This window comes from Gorillibacterium timonense, assembly GCF_001457415.1.
Classification (GTDB): Bacteria; Bacillota; Bacilli; order Paenibacillales; family NBRC-103111; genus Gorillibacterium; species Gorillibacterium timonense.
On sequence record NZ_LN881724.1, the window covers coordinates 2,174,559 to 2,191,988 of the forward strand.

A 17,430-nucleotide genomic window follows, 5' to 3' on the forward strand; every position below is an offset into this window, starting at 1 on the left:
ATCACTCCGTCACATACGCTGCCAGCAGCGCGATCGTGTTCCACAAGGCTTCCTCATGCGTCCGTTCCATTCCGTGCGAGGCGTGAACCCCCGGACCAATCAATGCCGCGCGGAGGTTGCTGCCTCCCCGGAGCGCCGCCGATGCGTCCGACCCGTAGCTTGGATAGATATCCACCGCATAAGCGATACCATCCCGCTCGGCTAAGCGGATCAGCTTGGTGGTCATCTCGTAATCATAGGGACCCGACGAATCCTTGGCGCAGATCGATACGTCCTTCTCGGTGCAGCTCAGATCATCGCCCATCGCCCCCATATCGACGGCCAGCAGCTCGCGGATATCTTCCGGCAAGTAAGAAGCGCCGTGACCCACTTCCTCGTAGGTGGTTACGCAGATTTTGAGCGTCTTCGCCGGTGTGATCCCTTCCCGCTTGAGCAGCTCCAGGAGTCCGAGCAGAGAGGCTACACCCGCCTTATCGTCCAGATGCCGGGATTTCAAGAACCCGTTCACCCAGCGAGTGCGCGGATCGAAGGAGATGATATCGCCTACACGAATGCCGAGCTTCTGAACATCTCCTCGATTGGCCACATCCGCGTCCAATCGAACCTCCATGTTCGCTTCATCGCGTTTCTGATCTCTTGCATCCGGATAGACATGCACGGACGGATGGGTCGTGAGAACCGTTCCGCTGACGGTGTGGCCTTCTCTCGTATGAACCTGAACATACTCTCCTTCGATCGAGTTCATCATATATCCGCCGAGCGGCGTCAAGCGGAGCGTTCCCCTGTCCTTGATGGAACGAACCATCGCCCCGAGTGTATCGACATGCCCCGTCAAGCCGAGCACATCGCCGGTTTGCCCCGGCACGGTGATGATTCCCATGCCCTTGGGTGTCGTTTCGAACGCATATCCTAGCTTCTTCGCTTCTTCGCCAACCTTTTCGATGGCCTTTCGGGCATACCCGGTGGGACTTGGGATTGCGAGCAGTTGTTCAAGTACGGTCTTCACGTATTCCTGATTGATCCGGTTCTTCATCGGTCCATCCCCGCTCTTCTGCAGCCTTTGCGCTGCGGCTATTATTGGCATACACACAGCAAAACAGTGTAGCTGACCCGAAGGAGCTACACTGCGCGACCTTGTCTGTTGTCCGGCAGAGGCGCCAAGGCGAAGCTTCGGCTCCCACTGACGGGCTCTATTGTTCAAGCAGTCGGTAAAGCATTGCCCATCATCGGAGCCTTGATCAGGTTGATTCCGAATTGGGTGATTTTAGCGACTAACTGACCATTCTCGTCTTTAAACCGAATTAACCCTTTATCAGCTAAATATTCCAACGCGAAAAATTTTTCCGGATCCCGGTCCTCCAGGTTTCCAGGAATGAGCGCTTTTTTTCCCCTCTCCGAGAGGTGGAACTGATAAAGCTCATCCAGCATATCCATTCGCAGCTTCTTACGTTTTTCTGAAGCCATGGCGTTTCACTCCCTTATCGACACATGATAGCCCCCATAATGAAATGAGATTTCTCCACTAAAAAAACTTCAGTGTCTATGATATATGAAGTTGACCGCTACGTCAATTGTATGTAGAATAGTGGGTCGTGTTTTTTAACCGGTCGATGACTACTTCGACAGCCGTTATGACCGATAACGACAAATTCGAAATGTTTCTGTCATGAAAAGACTTCAATCGTTGGACGAAAGAAGGACAAACCGCTCTCCTTCAACTGCGCAATCCATAAAAAAACGACGGTTTCCAAACCTATTCTCCTACAAATTAACGCCGGTTCGTATCCACACAAGTAGGGTTGAAAGCGTGCTAGGATTCAAAATCGACGGACACGGACGGTTCTCTTCTCGCCTCGTTCATATACTCGATCAACTTTAGATGCTCGGGATGCACTTGATAAGCATCTAGAGCAGCAAGGCTCGGAAACTTTGTGATCAGCGCCAGGTCGTAAGCACGGCTCTGGGCGACGACGTTTACTCCCACCTCCATATGGAGTACATCGGGTATTTTATCTTTGAGGTCTAAAATGAGATCTCTGGTTTTGGCCAATCCCTCCGAGCTGGTATCCTTCATGCGAAAAAAAACAAGGTGAGTGATCATAGTCGGCAAGCTCCTCTCCACCGCTGCCCCTTCTTACTTTGGACAGCTCATAGCTAGACTCTTTTCCGATAGTATACCACTTCCTCGTGTACAATCAAAACTTATTGATGAAAGACAAAGGACAATCCGGCAAAGTCCAGTCGATCTCCTTGTTGGATAGGATATTCCTTATAGGGAATCAAGGGAGAGCCATTGAGCGAGGTTCCATTCTTCGATCCCAGATCCCGAAGCAGCCATTCTTCCTCATTCCGAAGTACCTCGCAATGCTGCCGGGATAGTTCTTTCGTTTCTCCACATAGCGGCAAGCCATCTGATTCGCGTCCGATCACGAGGCTTGCTTCGGCAATGAGCAGGCGTACGGGAGGCTCACTTTCCCTTTTCATCTCCAAATAGGCATCTCTTTTCTCTAACCCCGCACTCCCGTGGTTCTTCAACAGCACCGTTGCATTCGGATCGGCAAAGCATACGGTCCGGTTGGACAGATCCTCGTAATACTCCGAATTTGCCGGTTCTCTCTGAGCAATCATGGCAGGTAGTAAAGGCGTTTCCGTAAAGCCGGATGTGGGGCGAGGAATAGGGGCCGGTTGATTCGAAACGGAAGCAAGCGGCAACTCGGGCTTCAAAGAAGCCGCTCTTCTCCAGAGGTGATAGCCGATGGATAACAGGAAAACCGTTACTCCACAAGCAAGGTAGAGCAGCGGCTCCGTTAGGAACCAAGCATAGAACCCCCAACTGACCAAGAAAGGCAAGCCAAAGAGCAGTACCGTTTTTTGCGACATGAACTCACGGGGTTCACTTGTGAAGGGAGAGGGGGCGGCATCATCCATAGAAGACGATAGCGAGGGGTCGGCGTGCCGGTTAATCATCGGGGGAACCCCAGCAACGGCGGCGGGTTTTCTTCTCGCTGCTTCTTTCATCGCCGGAACCGCATTTTCCGGAGCGATTGCCGCTTTCCGTTCCGTGTGCTGCGGGTTCATCGTCGGCTGCAGGGCGGCAAGCAGAGACCGTTTATAATCGGCAGGAGCAGCCGATTGTTCCATCAGCCTTGGAATGACCTCGTATCCCTTTCCTTCTTTCCCATTGACGGCCGCCCATAAAGACCGGATCAGCTCGTTCCAACGCTGGAGGAAGTCCGGTTCTTGGTCCATGCACGTTAAGGGAAGATAAACCAGTTCCAAATTCCGTACATCTCCATTCAAATAGATATGCTCGGGATCGAGTACAAATCGATGAGCTTGAAGCAGATGCTTCAGGCTGTTCTCCAAAATGAAAACCAGGTCGATGATCAAACGAGCAAATTCGTCCGCCGAGAGAGACCGGAAGCGCAGCTCCTGCGAAAGCGGGCGTCGCCCCGTGTAATCGTACAGAAGCGTGATATCCAGATCCTGCTCCTCTACGATGACCGGAAGCAGCCCTTGGATGGCATGACGCTCCAGCATCATCCGCTCCGTCCGATTGACATCCACTCTTGTCAAAGGAGATTCCTCTCGCCGTATAACAAGGTAATGACCTCCTCGATCCATCCGTTCCCCGGTTAATCCATGCAGCTTGATCAAAGAAATCCCCATCCTTTTCCTGTAAAGCTATCCGCTGCCATAAGCACGATGGCTGGCGCTGCCGCATACATAAAGGGGAATCGAAGCATATCTCTGCGGTTAGCGGATGCAAGCGGCTGTACATCCTTCAATCCGATCAAGGTCATAAGCAAATATCCGATTCGCCCGAAGCGGTCTTTCACCAGTCTTCGAGCGATCAAAATGACAATTCCGATGAGTCCCGCAAACAAGATCGAATAGAAGGCGCAATTCAGTGCGAAGACTCCGCCCGAGATCGCTCCGATCGCAGCGAACAGCTTGACATCCCCGGCACCCAAAGCCCCGAAGAGATACAGCAAAAACAAGGGAGCAAATCCGATCATGAGCCCGAGGATCGAGTTCCAAGCTCCGCTCCAGCCGGCCATCGCCAGCTGTAAGACGATTCCCGCTCCCGCTCCCGTGATCGTGATCGCATTGGGTATGCGGCTCCTGCGAATATCGGTAACCCCCGCTGCTGTGATCAAAGCCCCTAATAGAACCCACTCCATGAGCTTCCTCCTGTCTTTCACTTCTTTATTGCTCTTCTAGCGCTTTCCCACCCATGCGCGTTCCATCGCCTTTTTCTTAACCGTGACGGTCTTCTTCACAAACGGAACCGGCAATCGGTATTGGTATTCTACCTCTACTCCGAACCAGGGCTCCCCAGAAGCATTCAAATCAGGGATGGTCACCTTCGTGATGCGAAAATGGTCTTTTCGAAGAACCCGTTCATCTGCGTAATGCCAAACAACCGGCTGGAAGGCCGCGTTCAAGACGGGATCGATACACGTTTCGACGACCTGATCCACCGTCTCCTGACCTGATGCTTCAAGCTGCTGCCTCCGCTTTTGTTCCCATTCCAGCAATTGAACGATCGGTTCGGGGATGAGGGAAGCATAGGATTGAGCGCTGTTCTCAGCTTCGATCGCCGCTTGTCTGGCTGCTTTAATTTGATCGATGACGGAGGTTAGCACCTCGGCGGTTTTGGTGTTTCCCGCCGCTTGCTTGGCCTTTAAATACAACCGATCTACCGGAGCGTAATGCGTAGCAATTTCCTTCACCGATTCGGAGGCCGCCGCTTGCACTTTGGCTTCCGTGACGGACAGCCGGATCAGAACATGGAGTCCAAGAACAAAGAGCAAGAAGAACGGCAGGATAAGGGCGGCTTCCAGGGTCAAGCTTCCGTTCGAACCGCGCAGGAATCGTCGTCTTCCTTTAATAAGTCATCACCGCCGTCGCCACAACTTTACTGCGACCGCCGTCCCCGGCACCCAGCCAGCTCTCCCCGAGCTTTGCTGCGATTCCCGGAAGAAACCAGAGCCGGAATGAAGTCTCAGCTGAAACCTGGATATAGGTGGTTTGTCGGGTAAGATCCAGTCCTGAATCCGCTTCGATAAGCGCCTGCATTCGTGCCATCATTTTCTTGTCATTGCTGTGGATCAAATAGAAGATCCGCAGGAAGTCCTTGTAGGTGACGGTCACGGCCGGCAGCTTCTTCACGAGCGGAACGGCTTTGCCATCCACCAGCTTTTGCATGTCTAGAAACGCCGCCCCCGCTCCTTTAACTGCAGCAGCGAGTAACACCAGAAGTGGAGAGCCGATGGATAGGATCTCGGTTTGCGGTTCGAGCATCGCCTCTACTGTTCGAATGGCAAAGAGCAGCAGCAACATCTCTCCATAGGCAGCGGAGTAGTTCTCCAGACAGGAATCGAAGCCGTATAAGATAAATTCCGCTTCTTGTCCGGCTAAAGACCGGTCGGAAAAATCATCTAAATTGGCCGTTCGGTAAGAGAATCTCTGCAAGGCATACTCATTCAAGTAGAGCTCCCCTCTCGCGTCGACAAGAAAGCTTTGAATCCGTTCCCCAAAATTCAATGACTTCTTAATGCTGCCTTTGGGAGAGGAGGTGTCTAGGTTGTCCACCCCACCCGACCCTATGTCCGGCGCTCCAGCCGCATTAAACCGCATGTACTTGGCATACAAACCAGACTCCCGGTTTTGTGGAGTGCCGGTTAGCCGCTCATAGACCGACTTATAGGCATCGCTGTTGAATATCCCGATCGATTTGCTTTGATCAAGCAGCTTCTTAAGCTCCGATTCCTGTGTTTTCTGCTGATCGGCTTGTTGATTACGCTTAGACATGCGGCTGTTCTCAATCGGAGCTTGCTTGGAGACAAACTGATCCGACTGCCGAATGGCATCCACGATGGCCGCATTCAAGGTTTCATAATCGTCACCCGAATAAAAAGTGGCATCGTTCCAATGGATGGCGAGAGTATGAAACGCAGATAGCATTTTCCCGCAGTCGATCTGGTAATGCATGAAATAATCTTCCTCAAATACGGAAACCGCTTTATAGATGCTGGAGGCAGCTTCGCTTTTCCCCGAGCTCTCCGCGATCAGCCGTTCCTTCTCCGCTCGGAGCTCGGAATTGAGCTTCTGTGCGACCCCGATTTGATCGTTCACCTCGCGTTGCAGCTCGATAAGCGCCTCCTGATCGGAGGCCAGGCTTGCTTTGGAGGCCGTGACTTTCAAAGCATAGGCAGCGAGATCCTTCACGAGCTGCTCGATATCGGCCTTTTTCTGCGACAGTTCAGTGATGGAATGGTTTAAATCGGATATGCTCTTCTGCATGGAGGCGATAGAATCCTGAAGCTGACGGATTCGCTCTGCGTTTTTTTTCGCATCCTTTTGCAGCTCCTTGAGAGTCGATTCGGTTTGGTTGAGGGATGTGGACAGACCGGTTATAGCCGATTGCGCATCCTCAAGAGACTTTTCGATCTGGGTGAGCGAACTCTCTGCATCTGCAACCGTGGTCAAGCCCGTTTTATCGGACAACTCCTTAAGTTCCTGCAAGGTGACCTTATAGCTCTCCGCCTTCTCCTTCACCTGAACGCTTAACTCCTGAGCCAAATCCCAGCCCTTGTCCAATTCATCGTTGATGGCGATCCATTTTTTCTCGAGATCATTGGAATGATCATACAGATCGGAGGCCGAATCCATTCCTTCGACTGCCCCGTTCTTTTTGAACTTCCCGGCCAATTCAATCGCGAATTCGATAGGAGCCTGATACTTCATATCCTCATTCACCTGATTGCGAAATACCTGTTGATTGGCAAGGCTGTACATGGATGAGATCCGTTCGCTGCCTGCTTGATAAGTCGAATTCAAATAGGCAAAATCCGCATTCGAGTCGGATGAGATGACGTTCTTCTCCATCATGGCGACAAACAAACTCTTCATCTCTTCCAGATCATCCGAACGGCCAAACAATCCATAGTCCCGGAGCTTTCCTTCGTATTCCGACATGACGGAGCGAGCGGCCGCTTTCACGGCGCGTTCCGTCTCCCGTTCCGCCAGTTGGTAGCGAACAAGATCAATGAGCACCGCATTAAAGAAAAAGATCGGGAGAAGGATCACAATCAGATAGACCGAAACGGATCCATCCGCTTTGAACAGGAACCGCTTAAGCGGTCGTCGCCGCATGAGCTTCCCTCCCTACAGTTCGTGAATGACGATGACAATCCCATTCTCCTCTAGCTCCTTGCGAAGCGCGGGGGTGAGATCGGCACCTTTGTTGTTCTTCTTGACCTGAAAGAAATGCCAGACACAACCTTTAATTTTTCCACTCTTAATTAGCTCGACATCCTTCTGGATCTGCTCGAGCGCATCTTTCTTATTTACCGTATACTTCGCATCGTGAGCGATCCCATCCGGATCGACCGCATCGTATTGGCGCTCTTTTCCCGCCGTGCTGGTTGGAAAAGCTTTAGGCTTTCCGTTAACGAGCTCTTGAACATACACTTTCGCTTTGGCTTCACTATCAATATACGGGGCGGGCTTATCCTCTGAAAATGGATCAAGCGGTTCCGCATCCTTCTTATTCAGATACTCATATAAACGGGTCGCGTAGCTGGTCAGTAGATCCAGATTACGGATAAATTCAGCTGGTTCGGTAACGTAGGAAATGGCCGAGCCTCCTGCAGATTGCTCGGGAAGAAGAGCTCCAAATCGCTTCGGAATACCCGAAGCCCGGTTCAACGACACCTGTACGCTTCTCTCCAACAGGCTATTCTTGTACGTGAGCGTTCCTCCGGTATCTGCAGTCAAACCCATCGTCTGCTTGAACAGCTTCCTCTGACTGAGACCAAGCCCCTCGCCGGTAAAAGCCGGCAGTGTAAGCTTGCTGGACGAGCCGCTCGATAGACGAAACAGCGAAGACAACTCGGATAAAGAGGTTCTCCAATAGAGACCGTCCCGGTTGCTTATGGAATAGGCTCCGCTCACCGACTCCCGATACGAATTGTCCCAATTGTAGGCAGCCCGCTCGGCTGCTGCATCGGCGCGTAGCTCAAGTTGAGCCGATCTCCACATGAACAAGCTGACAAAAAGGAGCATGAAGCTGATCAGCAACACGAGCGGAAAAACCATCGTCGTTTCCAATGTGAAGCTTCCTTCCTGACGATGAAGGAAGCAGTCTTTACGAAAAAATGGATGGATTCTTGCAAACGAGTCTGAGCTGCCGATCATGATGGGATTGAAACCGGAGGCGTCGTTTCAATCATGTTTTTATTGGTGGATTTGAACAAATCATTCACCCAGCTAATAATCCATTTGCGGAAGGCAATGGCAATGATGACCAACACGGCGAGGATGAGCAGCAATTCCAACGTGCCCAGCCCCTCCTCGTTTTTCCAGAACCCGATAAGCTTTTCTTTCATGTCCATCTACTCCTTCTCTTAGAATTCGCCCATCATCAGAATTGCGGGCGCGGCGACGATAATCGTTACGATGAGAAAGATCATCACCATGGGAAAAACCAGCTTGGAAGAAGCCTCCTCTCCGAGAATCTTCGCTTGCGCCTTCCGCCGTTCCCAGAGTCCCCGGTTCAGCTCGCGCAAGCTGGTCACAAAATCGTCTCCGCCCCGTCGGTAATTCAACAGGATGGTGTTGCTGAACAAGGAAACCTCTTGTACCCCGCAGCGTTTGCTGAAATTATCAAGTCCGACGGGAAGCGAGATTTGGTTGTTCAGCTCCGCCATGAGCTGCAGCAGCTCTTTCTGTAAGGGAGTAGGCTCTTCTGCATCCCGCGATATTCGTCCGCCGCATTTGGCCAAAGCTTGCTGGACGGTCTCCCCGGCATTCACAAGCAGCACCAATTGATTCAACAGCTCGGGAAGTTCCGCGACGATGCTTCGCTTCTTGAACAGAATGCGCTTGTTCAGACCGGTAAAGAGCATGACTGGAAGAAAACAGGCGAGGACAACGCAAGCGAGCAAGAGGGTTTGGTCCTGTAGCGCAAGCCCAAGCCCGGTAGCCAGTAATATGGCGAGCAAGGTTTTGGATAATGAATCCCGGATGAATTTCCGAGCGCGATCGGAATCGGCGGAGGGGCCTTCCAACTGCAGGAATGCGAGTTGGATGCGCGTAAATAACGAAGGAAGACGACGCTCTGCGCGGGTTGCCCGCAAGAGGGCATCTGACAGCGGCGCCAGCCGATCCCATAGGTTTACTGGAGCCTTCATAACGATCCTTCTCCTCTTAAACGTTCAAATTCATGATTTTCTTGCTAACCCACAGACAACCGAATAAAGCAATCAGGCAAACCGTCATGATCGCTGCTCCCCGTGCGTTCCCGTATAAGGGCTGCATATAATCGGGTGAAGCGAGCGACAGGAAGGCGACGATGGCGAGCGGTGCGCTGCCGAGGACTCGCGATTCGAACTTTTTCTGAGCCAACAACACCGCAATTTCCTGCTTGACCTCAATTTTCTCCGCGATGATTTGCGTGGAGCGCCGGACGACCTCGACGAGATTCCCTCCTGTTCGTTTGCTGATGGAGAAAACGTTGGCGAAATTCATGATGTCCTCCACCCCGCTGCGTGTACCAAAATCCGAAAGGGCTTCTTCAATCGTAATCCCATGCTCCATTCGTCGAACAATGCGTTCCATTTCTCGAATGATCGGCGTCTCCGGATTCGGATAGATCAAGAGTAGATCCCGACAGATTCCCCGGAAGGCATTTTCCACCGATTGACCCGCAGACAATAGCGAAGAAAGGGAGTAGAGCGCTTGCTTGAATTGGGCGCTTAACTCATCCCTTCTCTTCTCTGCCACCCGTGCGGCGCGGTGAGGCGGATAAAGAAAACCTGCCAGAAAGAAGAGAGCCGATACCCATATGCTTCGATAAAAGAGATAACCAAACAACGAAGCGGCTAGCCCGGCTGCAATAATAGCCGTCGCGTACTCCCCTCGGCTAAGCGTATAGCTCCGGTAGTCCCACTCTGCTCCCAAGTGAACCTCTTCCGCTTTAGGAAGTTCATGAGGCTCTTCAACGGAAGACGAAGATTTTTTTCCGAAAAAACGATCGGCTGCCATCCTCCCGCCAAGCAGGAGGACGATCATGGCGGCCAGTCCGATGAGGACTCTCTCTATCATTCACGTCCCACCTCCTCCAGCTTCAAGCTGGCAAAGTCCAGCTTCTGGGAATGATTAAGCCGGTTCGCAGTCCGTACCAAACCAGGGGAAGAACCGTCTTTCTCTTGATACAGGTAGAGCGGGTTCAACTGGATTTCCCCTTCCTCCACCCCGAGAACCTCATGAATCTCGGTAACCTTGCGCGACTTGTCTCTCATCCGGCTCAAATGGATGAGGATATCCAGTGCGGAAGCAATCTGCTTTCTCACCACTTGCAGAGGCAGTTCGGCTCCACTCAGCACCATCGTCTCCAGCCGGCTGAGCATATCTACGGACGAATTCGCATGACCGGTGCTGATCGAGCCTTCATGACCGGTGTTCATGGCCGATAGCATATCCAGCGCCTCCGCCCCGCGCACTTCTCCAACCAAAATCCGGTTTGGGCGCATGCGGAGCGAAGACCGGATCAAATCCTTGATGGTTATTTCCCCCCTTCCTTCCGTGTTCGCGTTTCGGGTTTCCAGCCCGACGAGATTGGGTATGTTGCGGATTTGAAGCTCCGCAGAGTCCTCAATGGTAATGATCCGCTCGTCGTAAGGAATGTATCCTGCGAGCGCATTGAGGAAGGTCGTTTTTCCTGAGCCTGTACCACCCCCAATAAAAATGTTGTATTTGCATTCCACCAGCTTGCTGAGGTCCGATGCTGCCTCTCTCGTAATAGCTCCCATCCCGATCAAGTCCTCCATTGTCAAAGGTCGGGAAGGGAACTTTCGAATGGTCATCGTCGGACCTTTCAGCGCGACAGGCGGGAGCACCACATTTACCCGAGAGCCGTCCGACAATCTCGCATCGACAATCGGACTGCTTTCGTTGACGGTTCGATTCACTTTGGAGACGACCGCCTGAATGACATCCTCCAGCTTCTCTTTGCTGTCAAAGCGCGCCTCAACCCGCGAGACGGCTCCGTTCTGCTCAATAAAAATCTCCTCGTGGCTGTTGATCATGATCTCGGTGATGATCGGATCATCGAGCAGCGGCTGCAAGATGTCTAAGCCCCGAAAAGAGTGAAAAACACGTTCCACCAGCTTCCATTTCTCATGAGCGGACAAGTAATTTTTCTGTGAGAAGAGGAAAACTTCTTCTTCGATCAGATTGCGCAGTTCTTGGTCCGTTCTCGTCGGTCCTTCCTCTAAGAGACTCAAGATCCGGCCACGGATTGACTTGGCTGCCTCCTCAAGCACGGACTAACGCCTCCTTATCTGCAAAGAAGCCGGTGACAGCCATGATCAAGGTATCTTGAATGGAGGAATCGGACAAAAGTTGGCTCATCGACGATAACGACTTCCATTCTGGAAGGTAGGGCAGATAGAAGTCAGGTGTAAGACCACCAGGCTCGATGCGGTTGCTCAACGTCCCTGTATACCGATTGATCCCTAGCATAGCTTTATCTCGAATAGAAGCAGTCAACCTCTTCTCCCATTCGCGAAGAGCTTTGTCCGTCTTGGACAAACATCCGATGTCATCCGTCACGAGCCAGAGGATCAAGTCGCACTCCGTGAGAGAAGCGGCTGTTCGTTCATCCAACGAGGAGGACAAATCGAGGATCACATAATCAAATCCTCCGCTCTTTAAGCTTGTGATCAAGGTTTGCGTATCCTCTCGGGAAAGGCAGTCTAAATCCCCGCTGTACGAAGGCGGCTCCAGATAGGCCAAGCCGGATCGGGGATCAAATTGGGTTAACCCCTTCATTCGGGTCGAAAGACTTGCCGGATCGGCTTTTAAGTAATAAAGGAGCTTACCGAACCGATCTTCTCCGCTCGGTGAGCCGAAAGGAAGCTCAGAGGGGATGGCCTCCAGGCTAAGCAGCAGTGTCTTACTGCCGAAATATGCAAGCCCGTTAGCCAAATTCCAAGCGGTCATGGATTTGCCGCATCCACCGGAAGCGGAATAGACGGCAATGACTCGGCCTTCGGAAGCCTTATCGATCTCGATGCTCTTGGCGATACGTTCGGTTGATGTCATCTGTTTTAATACAGCCATCAATTGGTCCAGAGGTTGATATTTGGCGATAAAAGGAATATCCAGAGCCGCATTCCCGATGACGGAGTCTCCCTCGCCAATCTCACAGCAGAAGGAAGCGAATTCGACCAAGCTCGCAGCCTCATTCCGATAAGTCGTTCCGATCAGCAGGATATCGAGTTTGCCGGATTCCGCGCAGTGCGACTTAACGGCATTCGCCTTGGTAAAGGCGACCAAGGTATGAGATTTTGCCACGTCTCCGCTGCGAAAAAAAGCCTTCAAAGGTTCCAAATACTCCCTGTCATCTTCCAGAATCCCGAGTCTCAATGGCCTCAAGATCATCTCCTCCTTTCCCAATTTTCCCTACCTATCGACGCCAAACCATTTCTACACATTTATGGTTAACCGATCACTAGTGAACCAGCCTCCATAAACCCGTAAGGATGACCAGAGTCGTCATCGCCGCGAAGATGAGCTGATAACGGTCCCGAAACCAATGCTCCATGCTTCCTCCTCCAGTCGAGCAACCGATATTTCGGCTTTCGGACGTAAAAAAGCGCCGCCAACGCAGAAGGAGAACTTCTGCATCGGCGGCGCTTCCGCTCGATATCCATGAATTGGCTTGAGTATATCATAAACGGCAAATATTGCAAGCAGTACTTTTCGAAAGACGTTAGGACGATGACTTGCCTTGAAAGAAGGAGCGAAGTCTTGACTGTCTTTGGCCCGCATTCAGGAGCGAACCGGGGAGGAGCTCCTTCAAAAGCGGTCGCAGCGCTTCCGCGAGAGCAGCGCCATGGACAGGATCATCCTGAATACGGAGCCCCTTCCACTCCGCTTCCAGGGTAGCGGAACCTGGCAGCTCAGGCAAAGCCACCACAGGGGCATCCGGCAGGCAATCCAGCCACTCCCTCCTTCCGACGAAGTCACTGTCGCGGTTACCTGCGATTCGAACAGGTCTGCCGGATTTTTGCCACTCCGTCAACAGCTTCACATTCCTGCGGCAGACCGGGGCTGCCAGCTTGGAAGGATGCGGGCTCGCTACCGCCACAATGGCATCCGCAAGGGCGATCCATTCCTTCGCTGCCGGATGGTCCCAATGCCGCGATAGATCGAGGATCACAAAGGAGCTCTTGACGGAAGACAGCAATCGGAGGAAGGAGTCCGGGTTTGGAACGGCTCGGTCCGGATCAAGCGGGAGCCACTCACTGCATCCCGAAGTCCAGGAACGCCGATCTGTCGCGCTCGTTCCCTCCAGCAGATCTTGAACAACCCTAACCCTTGACGGAGCGTTCTTGCTTCCGTGAAGGAGGTTAAACAGCTCTGGCTCGTTGGCGGGAAATTCAATCAGGGTATGGCCGATCCCCGACCGGTGTAGCGCTCTGCACAAGGCCAGTGAGAAGAATGTGGAGCCGGCGCCTGGATACATTCCTCCGACGACGAGGATTTGCCGATTTAACGGGTAAGCGGCATCTGTGGATCGAGAACCGATCTGATCCGCATTCTCGCTTGAATGCGAGATGCTCGCATTCCTCAAGAGCCTGGATATCTCCGCACCTAGCTCTTTGGCGGATTGAAAGCGGCGATCCGGATTTCTCTCCAACAGCCGGGTGAGCAGCTTTCGGAATTCCGCCGGAACAAGAGAGGAATCGGGCAGTTCTCCTCCCTTGTAGTAGGTTCCTTGGTAGAGCAAGTAATAGATCATTGCGCCAAGGGAATACAAGTCGCTGCGCACATCCGTCGCGCCCCCGTCCAGCTGTTCGGGAGACGCGAAGCCAATTGTACCGAAGCTGACGGTATCCGCATGAGCCCCAGCCGTATAGGTGCGGGCTATGCCGAAGTCAATCAGCCGAACATGCTCCTGTTCGTCGAGCATGACATTGCTTGGCTTCAAATCGCGGTAGATGACCGGCTTCGGCTTTAAGCGGTGGAGGTAATCGAACAGCTCGCATAGCTGAACGGCTATGTCCATCACCCGTCGAACGGTCAGCTCTCCTTTTTCAAAACGGGCTTGAAGTGTCTCCCCCTTGATGAAATCTGTTACCAGATAGCTGTATCCGGTGTCATCTGGAGGAAAAAAATCCGCGACCTTTGACAGGAAAGGATGATCGAGAGCCGCAAGCATCCTCGCTTCCTCCTCGAATCCTCGCGGATCGTACGCATGCCGCAGAGACGCTTTGACGGCCCACTGCTTGCCGGGCAGCCGGACGTCCTCGGCCAGGTACACGTAACTCATCCCTCCCCGGCCGACGGTTTCTTCAATGCGATATCGCCCTCCGATCAGATCCCCCCGCTTGAGAGGCTCTGAGCTGTGTTTCGGATCATACAAACGTAACCGTTCCCCCTTTCCACGCCATATGCCCCACAGTATAAGTTTCCTATGGTAATATTGTCCAGAGGAAAATCGCGTGAATCAGGCTTTGACCTTCATGAGAAAACGGTTATCCAAACGATTAATATCATTAATTATATTATTTAACGAGATTAAATATGCACGTTTACAGCCCAACTTTTACCCACGGACGGCCTTGGAACCATTCAAGTCGAATCGGAACTCCGAACGCTTGCGACAAGGCTTCCGCCTGCAGCACCTCCTCCTTTCGCCCCACCTTAAGCAGCTTTCCTTCCTCTAAAAGAGCGCAATGGGTGAAGGAAGGCATGATTTCTTCAATGTGATGAGTAACATAGAGCATGAGCAGCTTGGGGTCTCTTTTCCTCAACAGCTCGACATTGGCGAGAAACCGTTCCCGTTCATAGAGATCGAGACCTGCACATGGCTCGTCCATGATGAGAATGGAGGGTTCGACCATAAGCGTTCGGGCAAGCATGATCTTCTTTCTTTCCCCTTGAGACAAAGTCCCAAGCGGTTGATTCTTTACCTTCGATAAGTCGACAAACTCCAGGAGCTCTAAAGCCTTCTCTTTGACTTCGGAAGGGATCTGTTGATAGAAACGGAGGAAGGCATAAGCACCGGTAGCCACAACCTCCCACACCGGATCGCGCAGTGACATTTTTTCAAATAAGGACTGACTGATGTACCCGATCCGCTTGCGTATCTCGCGGAGATCTGTCTCTCCATACCATTCTCCTAGCACCCGAACCTTGCCAGAGGTAGGAAAGAGATAGCCGTTCATCATTTCAAGCAGGGTTGTCTTGCCAGAGCCATTGCGCCCAAGAATCACCCAATGCTCTCCCGGTGTCAGGGTCATCGAAACATCCTGCAGAATGGTTCTTTCAGCTCGATGAAAGGTAATATTGCTCAGTTCAATGATCGGATCCACTGGACATTCCTCGCTTTACAGGCTTATGAAAAAAAAGGTGATCCCTTCATTTTAGCCCGGTGTGATGCAGATTTCCAGAATCATGCCGATTAAGAAAAGCTCGCAGGACGATAATGGGTCATGAAGGCGTCCCTCTCGCCCACTCTTGCGCCATTTGAATCTCTTCGTGATGCGTTCCGTCAGCACCAACGCCGGTTTCAAGCACAAACGGAACTTCTCGTAAAAGCGGACATTCCAACACTTCTCTAAGCTGGCTCTCTCCGATCGCCCCGCATCCGATGCCCGCATGACGATCCTTGCGCGAAGCGAATGGATACACGGAATCGTTCAAATGAATCGCTCCGACCTCTCTCCAATACCCCAATTGATTGCCGATCTCCACAAGCTCCTTCCAGCCTCCCGGTCTCCAAAGTCCTGACGCGTATGCATGGCAGGTATCGAAGCAGAACCCGAGCTTTTCCGGAAAAGAAGCAAGGCTGCGAATTTGCACCAGCTCGTGCAACGTCGTTCCCATCGGGCTTCCGTCACCAGCTTGATTCTCAATCAGCAGTTTTGCGCGGCCCTTCCATTCCTTTAGCACCTCATCAAGGGCGGCGAGTATTTGTCGATAATCGGTGAGGGGATCAGCAGATTTGCCTTTGCCGAAATGAACCACCACTCCGATTGAGCCGCAAGCTTCTGCAATTATCAGATCATTGAGCAAGGATTCGACGGTCTTGTTCATTAAACCGGGATCATGAACAGCCAAATTGGTTGGATATGGCGTATGGGCAATGGAGACGAGCCCGTATTCCTTGCTGTAGGAAGCGCAGGAGAGAGCGTCCGCCATGTTGAAGGACTTGACTGACAAGGAACGGGGATTCTTCGGAAAATATTGATAAGCGCCTGCTCCAAGAAGATAGGCCGAGTGCGCAGCTTCTAAATACCCTTTGCGAATGCTGATGTGACAGCCAATCTTAGGTGTATCCTGTTCATTCGACTTCATCGTTGACAGCCCGCGCTGTAAAACAGCTTTCGCCCCGCAAGCTCGGTTTGAACGATCGTATCGCCGCAGCGATTGCATCGCTCTCCTCCTCGATCATATACTTGGCACAGCTCGTTGAAGCCGCCTGTCAACCGGTCACCCGTATACAGAGGATTCTCCATGTAGCCACCGCTTGCGATTCCTTTAGTCAATATCGTCTTCATGGAATCATATAAATTCGAGACTTCCTCAGCAGACAAATCATGGATTCGCCGATCCGGTCGGATTCCTGCATGAAAGCAGATTTCGTCGGTATAACAGTTTCCGATGCCCGAGAGAAACCTCTGGTCCAGGAAGGCAGCTTTAATTGTGCTCCTCCGAGCCAACAGAAGGTTACGGAATTGCTGCGCCGAAAGCTCAAGAGGATTCGGACCTAAAGCTGCCAACTTATGCTGCGCATCGGCATCGCTTAGCAGATGGAGGTAGCCGAGCCGAAGACCGATAAAGTACAAATGCTTCGAGCCAAAAGACAGCTGGACTTGAACAGTCCGATCCGGCTTCTCTTCCTCTGTTCCCCAGAACATCCAACCGCCGAGCATTAGATGTAAAAGCAAAAGCTTTTCATCGGGAAGATGAAACAGCAGATGCTTTCCTCTCCGCTCTATCCTTGTAACAGATAAGCCGATTAAGCTCTCCTTCCAGACCGCTACGGGAACATTGATCGATTTCTCCCGGTTGATCTCGGTATCCGTGATCGGATGGCCGCATACCCGCGGAGTCAGCCCCGTGAGATACGTCTCCATTTCGGGAAGCTCAGGCATTTTACATTCTCCTTCCAGCACGGTATCCGAAGCGGCCGATGTCCGGTGCGCCGCTCGAAACGCTATAGGGATGGTATGTCCTTCCATCCCGCTTTTTAATCGAGAAAAATGCATAAGCTGGAAGGAGGGTCGTAATGAGCAAAGACTCGTTGCAACCAAAAAAGCCTTGGTCGATGGGTATCGTCCAAGGCTATCCGCTAAGCATCCTGCATGATGTTAATATACTGTTTATTCGAAAATCGTGGTATCTGCA

General features: G+C 52.1%; 17 protein-coding genes. All 17 read right to left on the reverse strand.

Annotation, left to right across the window (positions count from 1 at the left end):
- Position 1: 1 nt before the first annotated feature.
- Positions 2-1,033 carry a M42 family metallopeptidase gene (locus BN2684_RS22640; protein ID WP_058304333.1) on the reverse strand — a complete coding sequence of 344 codons (1,032 nt, stop codon included), beginning with the start codon at positions 1,031-1,033 and terminating at the stop codon, positions 2-4.
- Positions 1,034-1,197: 164 nt separating this feature from the next.
- Complete coding sequence (locus BN2684_RS22645; protein ID WP_058304334.1) at positions 1,198-1,464, reverse strand: hypothetical protein; 267 nt, start codon at positions 1,462-1,464, stop codon at positions 1,198-1,200.
- A gap of 346 nt (positions 1,465-1,810) precedes the next feature.
- On the reverse strand, positions 1,811-2,101 hold the full coding sequence (locus BN2684_RS22650) for a Dabb family protein (RefSeq protein WP_058304335.1): 291 nt from the start codon (positions 2,099-2,101) through the stop codon (positions 1,811-1,813).
- Between the two features lie 101 nt (positions 2,102-2,202).
- A complete protein-coding gene (locus BN2684_RS22655; RefSeq protein ID WP_082652141.1) occupies positions 2,203-3,669 on the reverse strand; it encodes a DUF6382 domain-containing protein in 1,467 nt (488 codons plus the stop codon).
- Positions 3,654-4,184 carry an A24 family peptidase gene (locus BN2684_RS22660; protein ID WP_058304337.1) on the reverse strand — a complete coding sequence of 177 codons (531 nt, stop codon included), beginning with the start codon at positions 4,182-4,184 and terminating at the stop codon, positions 3,654-3,656. Before BN2684_RS22660 ends, BN2684_RS22655 begins: the two co-directional genes overlap by 16 nt.
- Before the next feature lie 36 nt (positions 4,185-4,220).
- Positions 4,221-4,853 carry a TadE/TadG family type IV pilus assembly protein gene (locus BN2684_RS22665; protein WP_058304338.1) on the reverse strand — a complete coding sequence of 211 codons (633 nt, stop codon included), beginning with the start codon at positions 4,851-4,853 and terminating at the stop codon, positions 4,221-4,223.
- Positions 4,854-4,890: 37 nt separating this feature from the next.
- Positions 4,891-7,161 carry a TadE/TadG family type IV pilus assembly protein gene (locus BN2684_RS22670; protein WP_058304339.1) on the reverse strand — a complete coding sequence of 757 codons (2,271 nt, stop codon included), beginning with the start codon at positions 7,159-7,161 and terminating at the stop codon, positions 4,891-4,893.
- A gap of 12 nt (positions 7,162-7,173) precedes the next feature.
- Positions 7,174-8,118 (reverse strand): hypothetical protein, encoded by a 945-nt coding sequence (locus tag BN2684_RS22675; protein ID WP_058304340.1) that lies wholly within the window; start codon positions 8,116-8,118, stop codon positions 7,174-7,176.
- Between the two features lie 83 nt (positions 8,119-8,201).
- Positions 8,202-8,396: a Flp1 family type IVb pilin gene (locus BN2684_RS22680; protein ID WP_082652210.1), complete on the reverse strand. Its 195-nt coding sequence runs from the start codon at positions 8,394-8,396 to the stop codon at positions 8,202-8,204.
- A gap of 18 nt (positions 8,397-8,414) precedes the next feature.
- The gene (locus tag BN2684_RS22685; RefSeq protein ID WP_058304342.1) at positions 8,415-9,200 is read right to left on the reverse strand and encodes a type II secretion system F family protein; all 786 of its coding nucleotides are present in this window, start codon (positions 9,198-9,200) and stop codon (positions 8,415-8,417) included.
- A gap of 16 nt (positions 9,201-9,216) precedes the next feature.
- Complete coding sequence (locus tag BN2684_RS22690) at positions 9,217-10,113, reverse strand: type II secretion system F family protein (RefSeq protein WP_058304343.1); 897 nt, start codon at positions 10,111-10,113, stop codon at positions 9,217-9,219.
- Positions 10,110-11,333 carry a CpaF family protein gene (locus tag BN2684_RS22695; RefSeq protein ID WP_058304344.1) on the reverse strand — a complete coding sequence of 408 codons (1,224 nt, stop codon included), beginning with the start codon at positions 11,331-11,333 and terminating at the stop codon, positions 10,110-10,112. The genes BN2684_RS22690 and BN2684_RS22695 overlap by 4 nt, the downstream gene beginning before the upstream one ends.
- Entirely contained in the window at positions 11,326-12,447 is a 1,122-nt protein-coding gene (locus BN2684_RS22700; protein WP_148450054.1) for a P-loop NTPase family protein, read from the reverse strand. Before BN2684_RS22700 ends, BN2684_RS22695 begins: the two co-directional genes overlap by 8 nt.
- Before the next feature lie 337 nt (positions 12,448-12,784).
- The gene (locus BN2684_RS22705; protein WP_058304346.1) at positions 12,785-14,440 is read right to left on the reverse strand and encodes a serine/threonine protein kinase; all 1,656 of its coding nucleotides are present in this window, start codon (positions 14,438-14,440) and stop codon (positions 12,785-12,787) included.
- Positions 14,441-14,609: 169 nt separating this feature from the next.
- Entirely contained in the window at positions 14,610-15,383 is a 774-nt protein-coding gene (locus BN2684_RS22710) for an ABC transporter ATP-binding protein (RefSeq protein WP_058304692.1), read from the reverse strand.
- Positions 15,384-15,510: 127 nt separating this feature from the next.
- Complete coding sequence (locus BN2684_RS22715) at positions 15,511-16,377, reverse strand: deoxyribonuclease IV (protein WP_058304347.1); 867 nt, start codon at positions 16,375-16,377, stop codon at positions 15,511-15,513.
- Positions 16,374-17,177, reverse strand: a complete 804-nt coding sequence (locus BN2684_RS22720; protein WP_058304348.1) for an Fpg/Nei family DNA glycosylase — start codon at positions 17,175-17,177, stop codon at positions 16,374-16,376. The genes BN2684_RS22715 and BN2684_RS22720 overlap by 4 nt, the downstream gene beginning before the upstream one ends.
- Between the last annotated feature and the right edge of the window lie 253 nt (positions 17,178-17,430).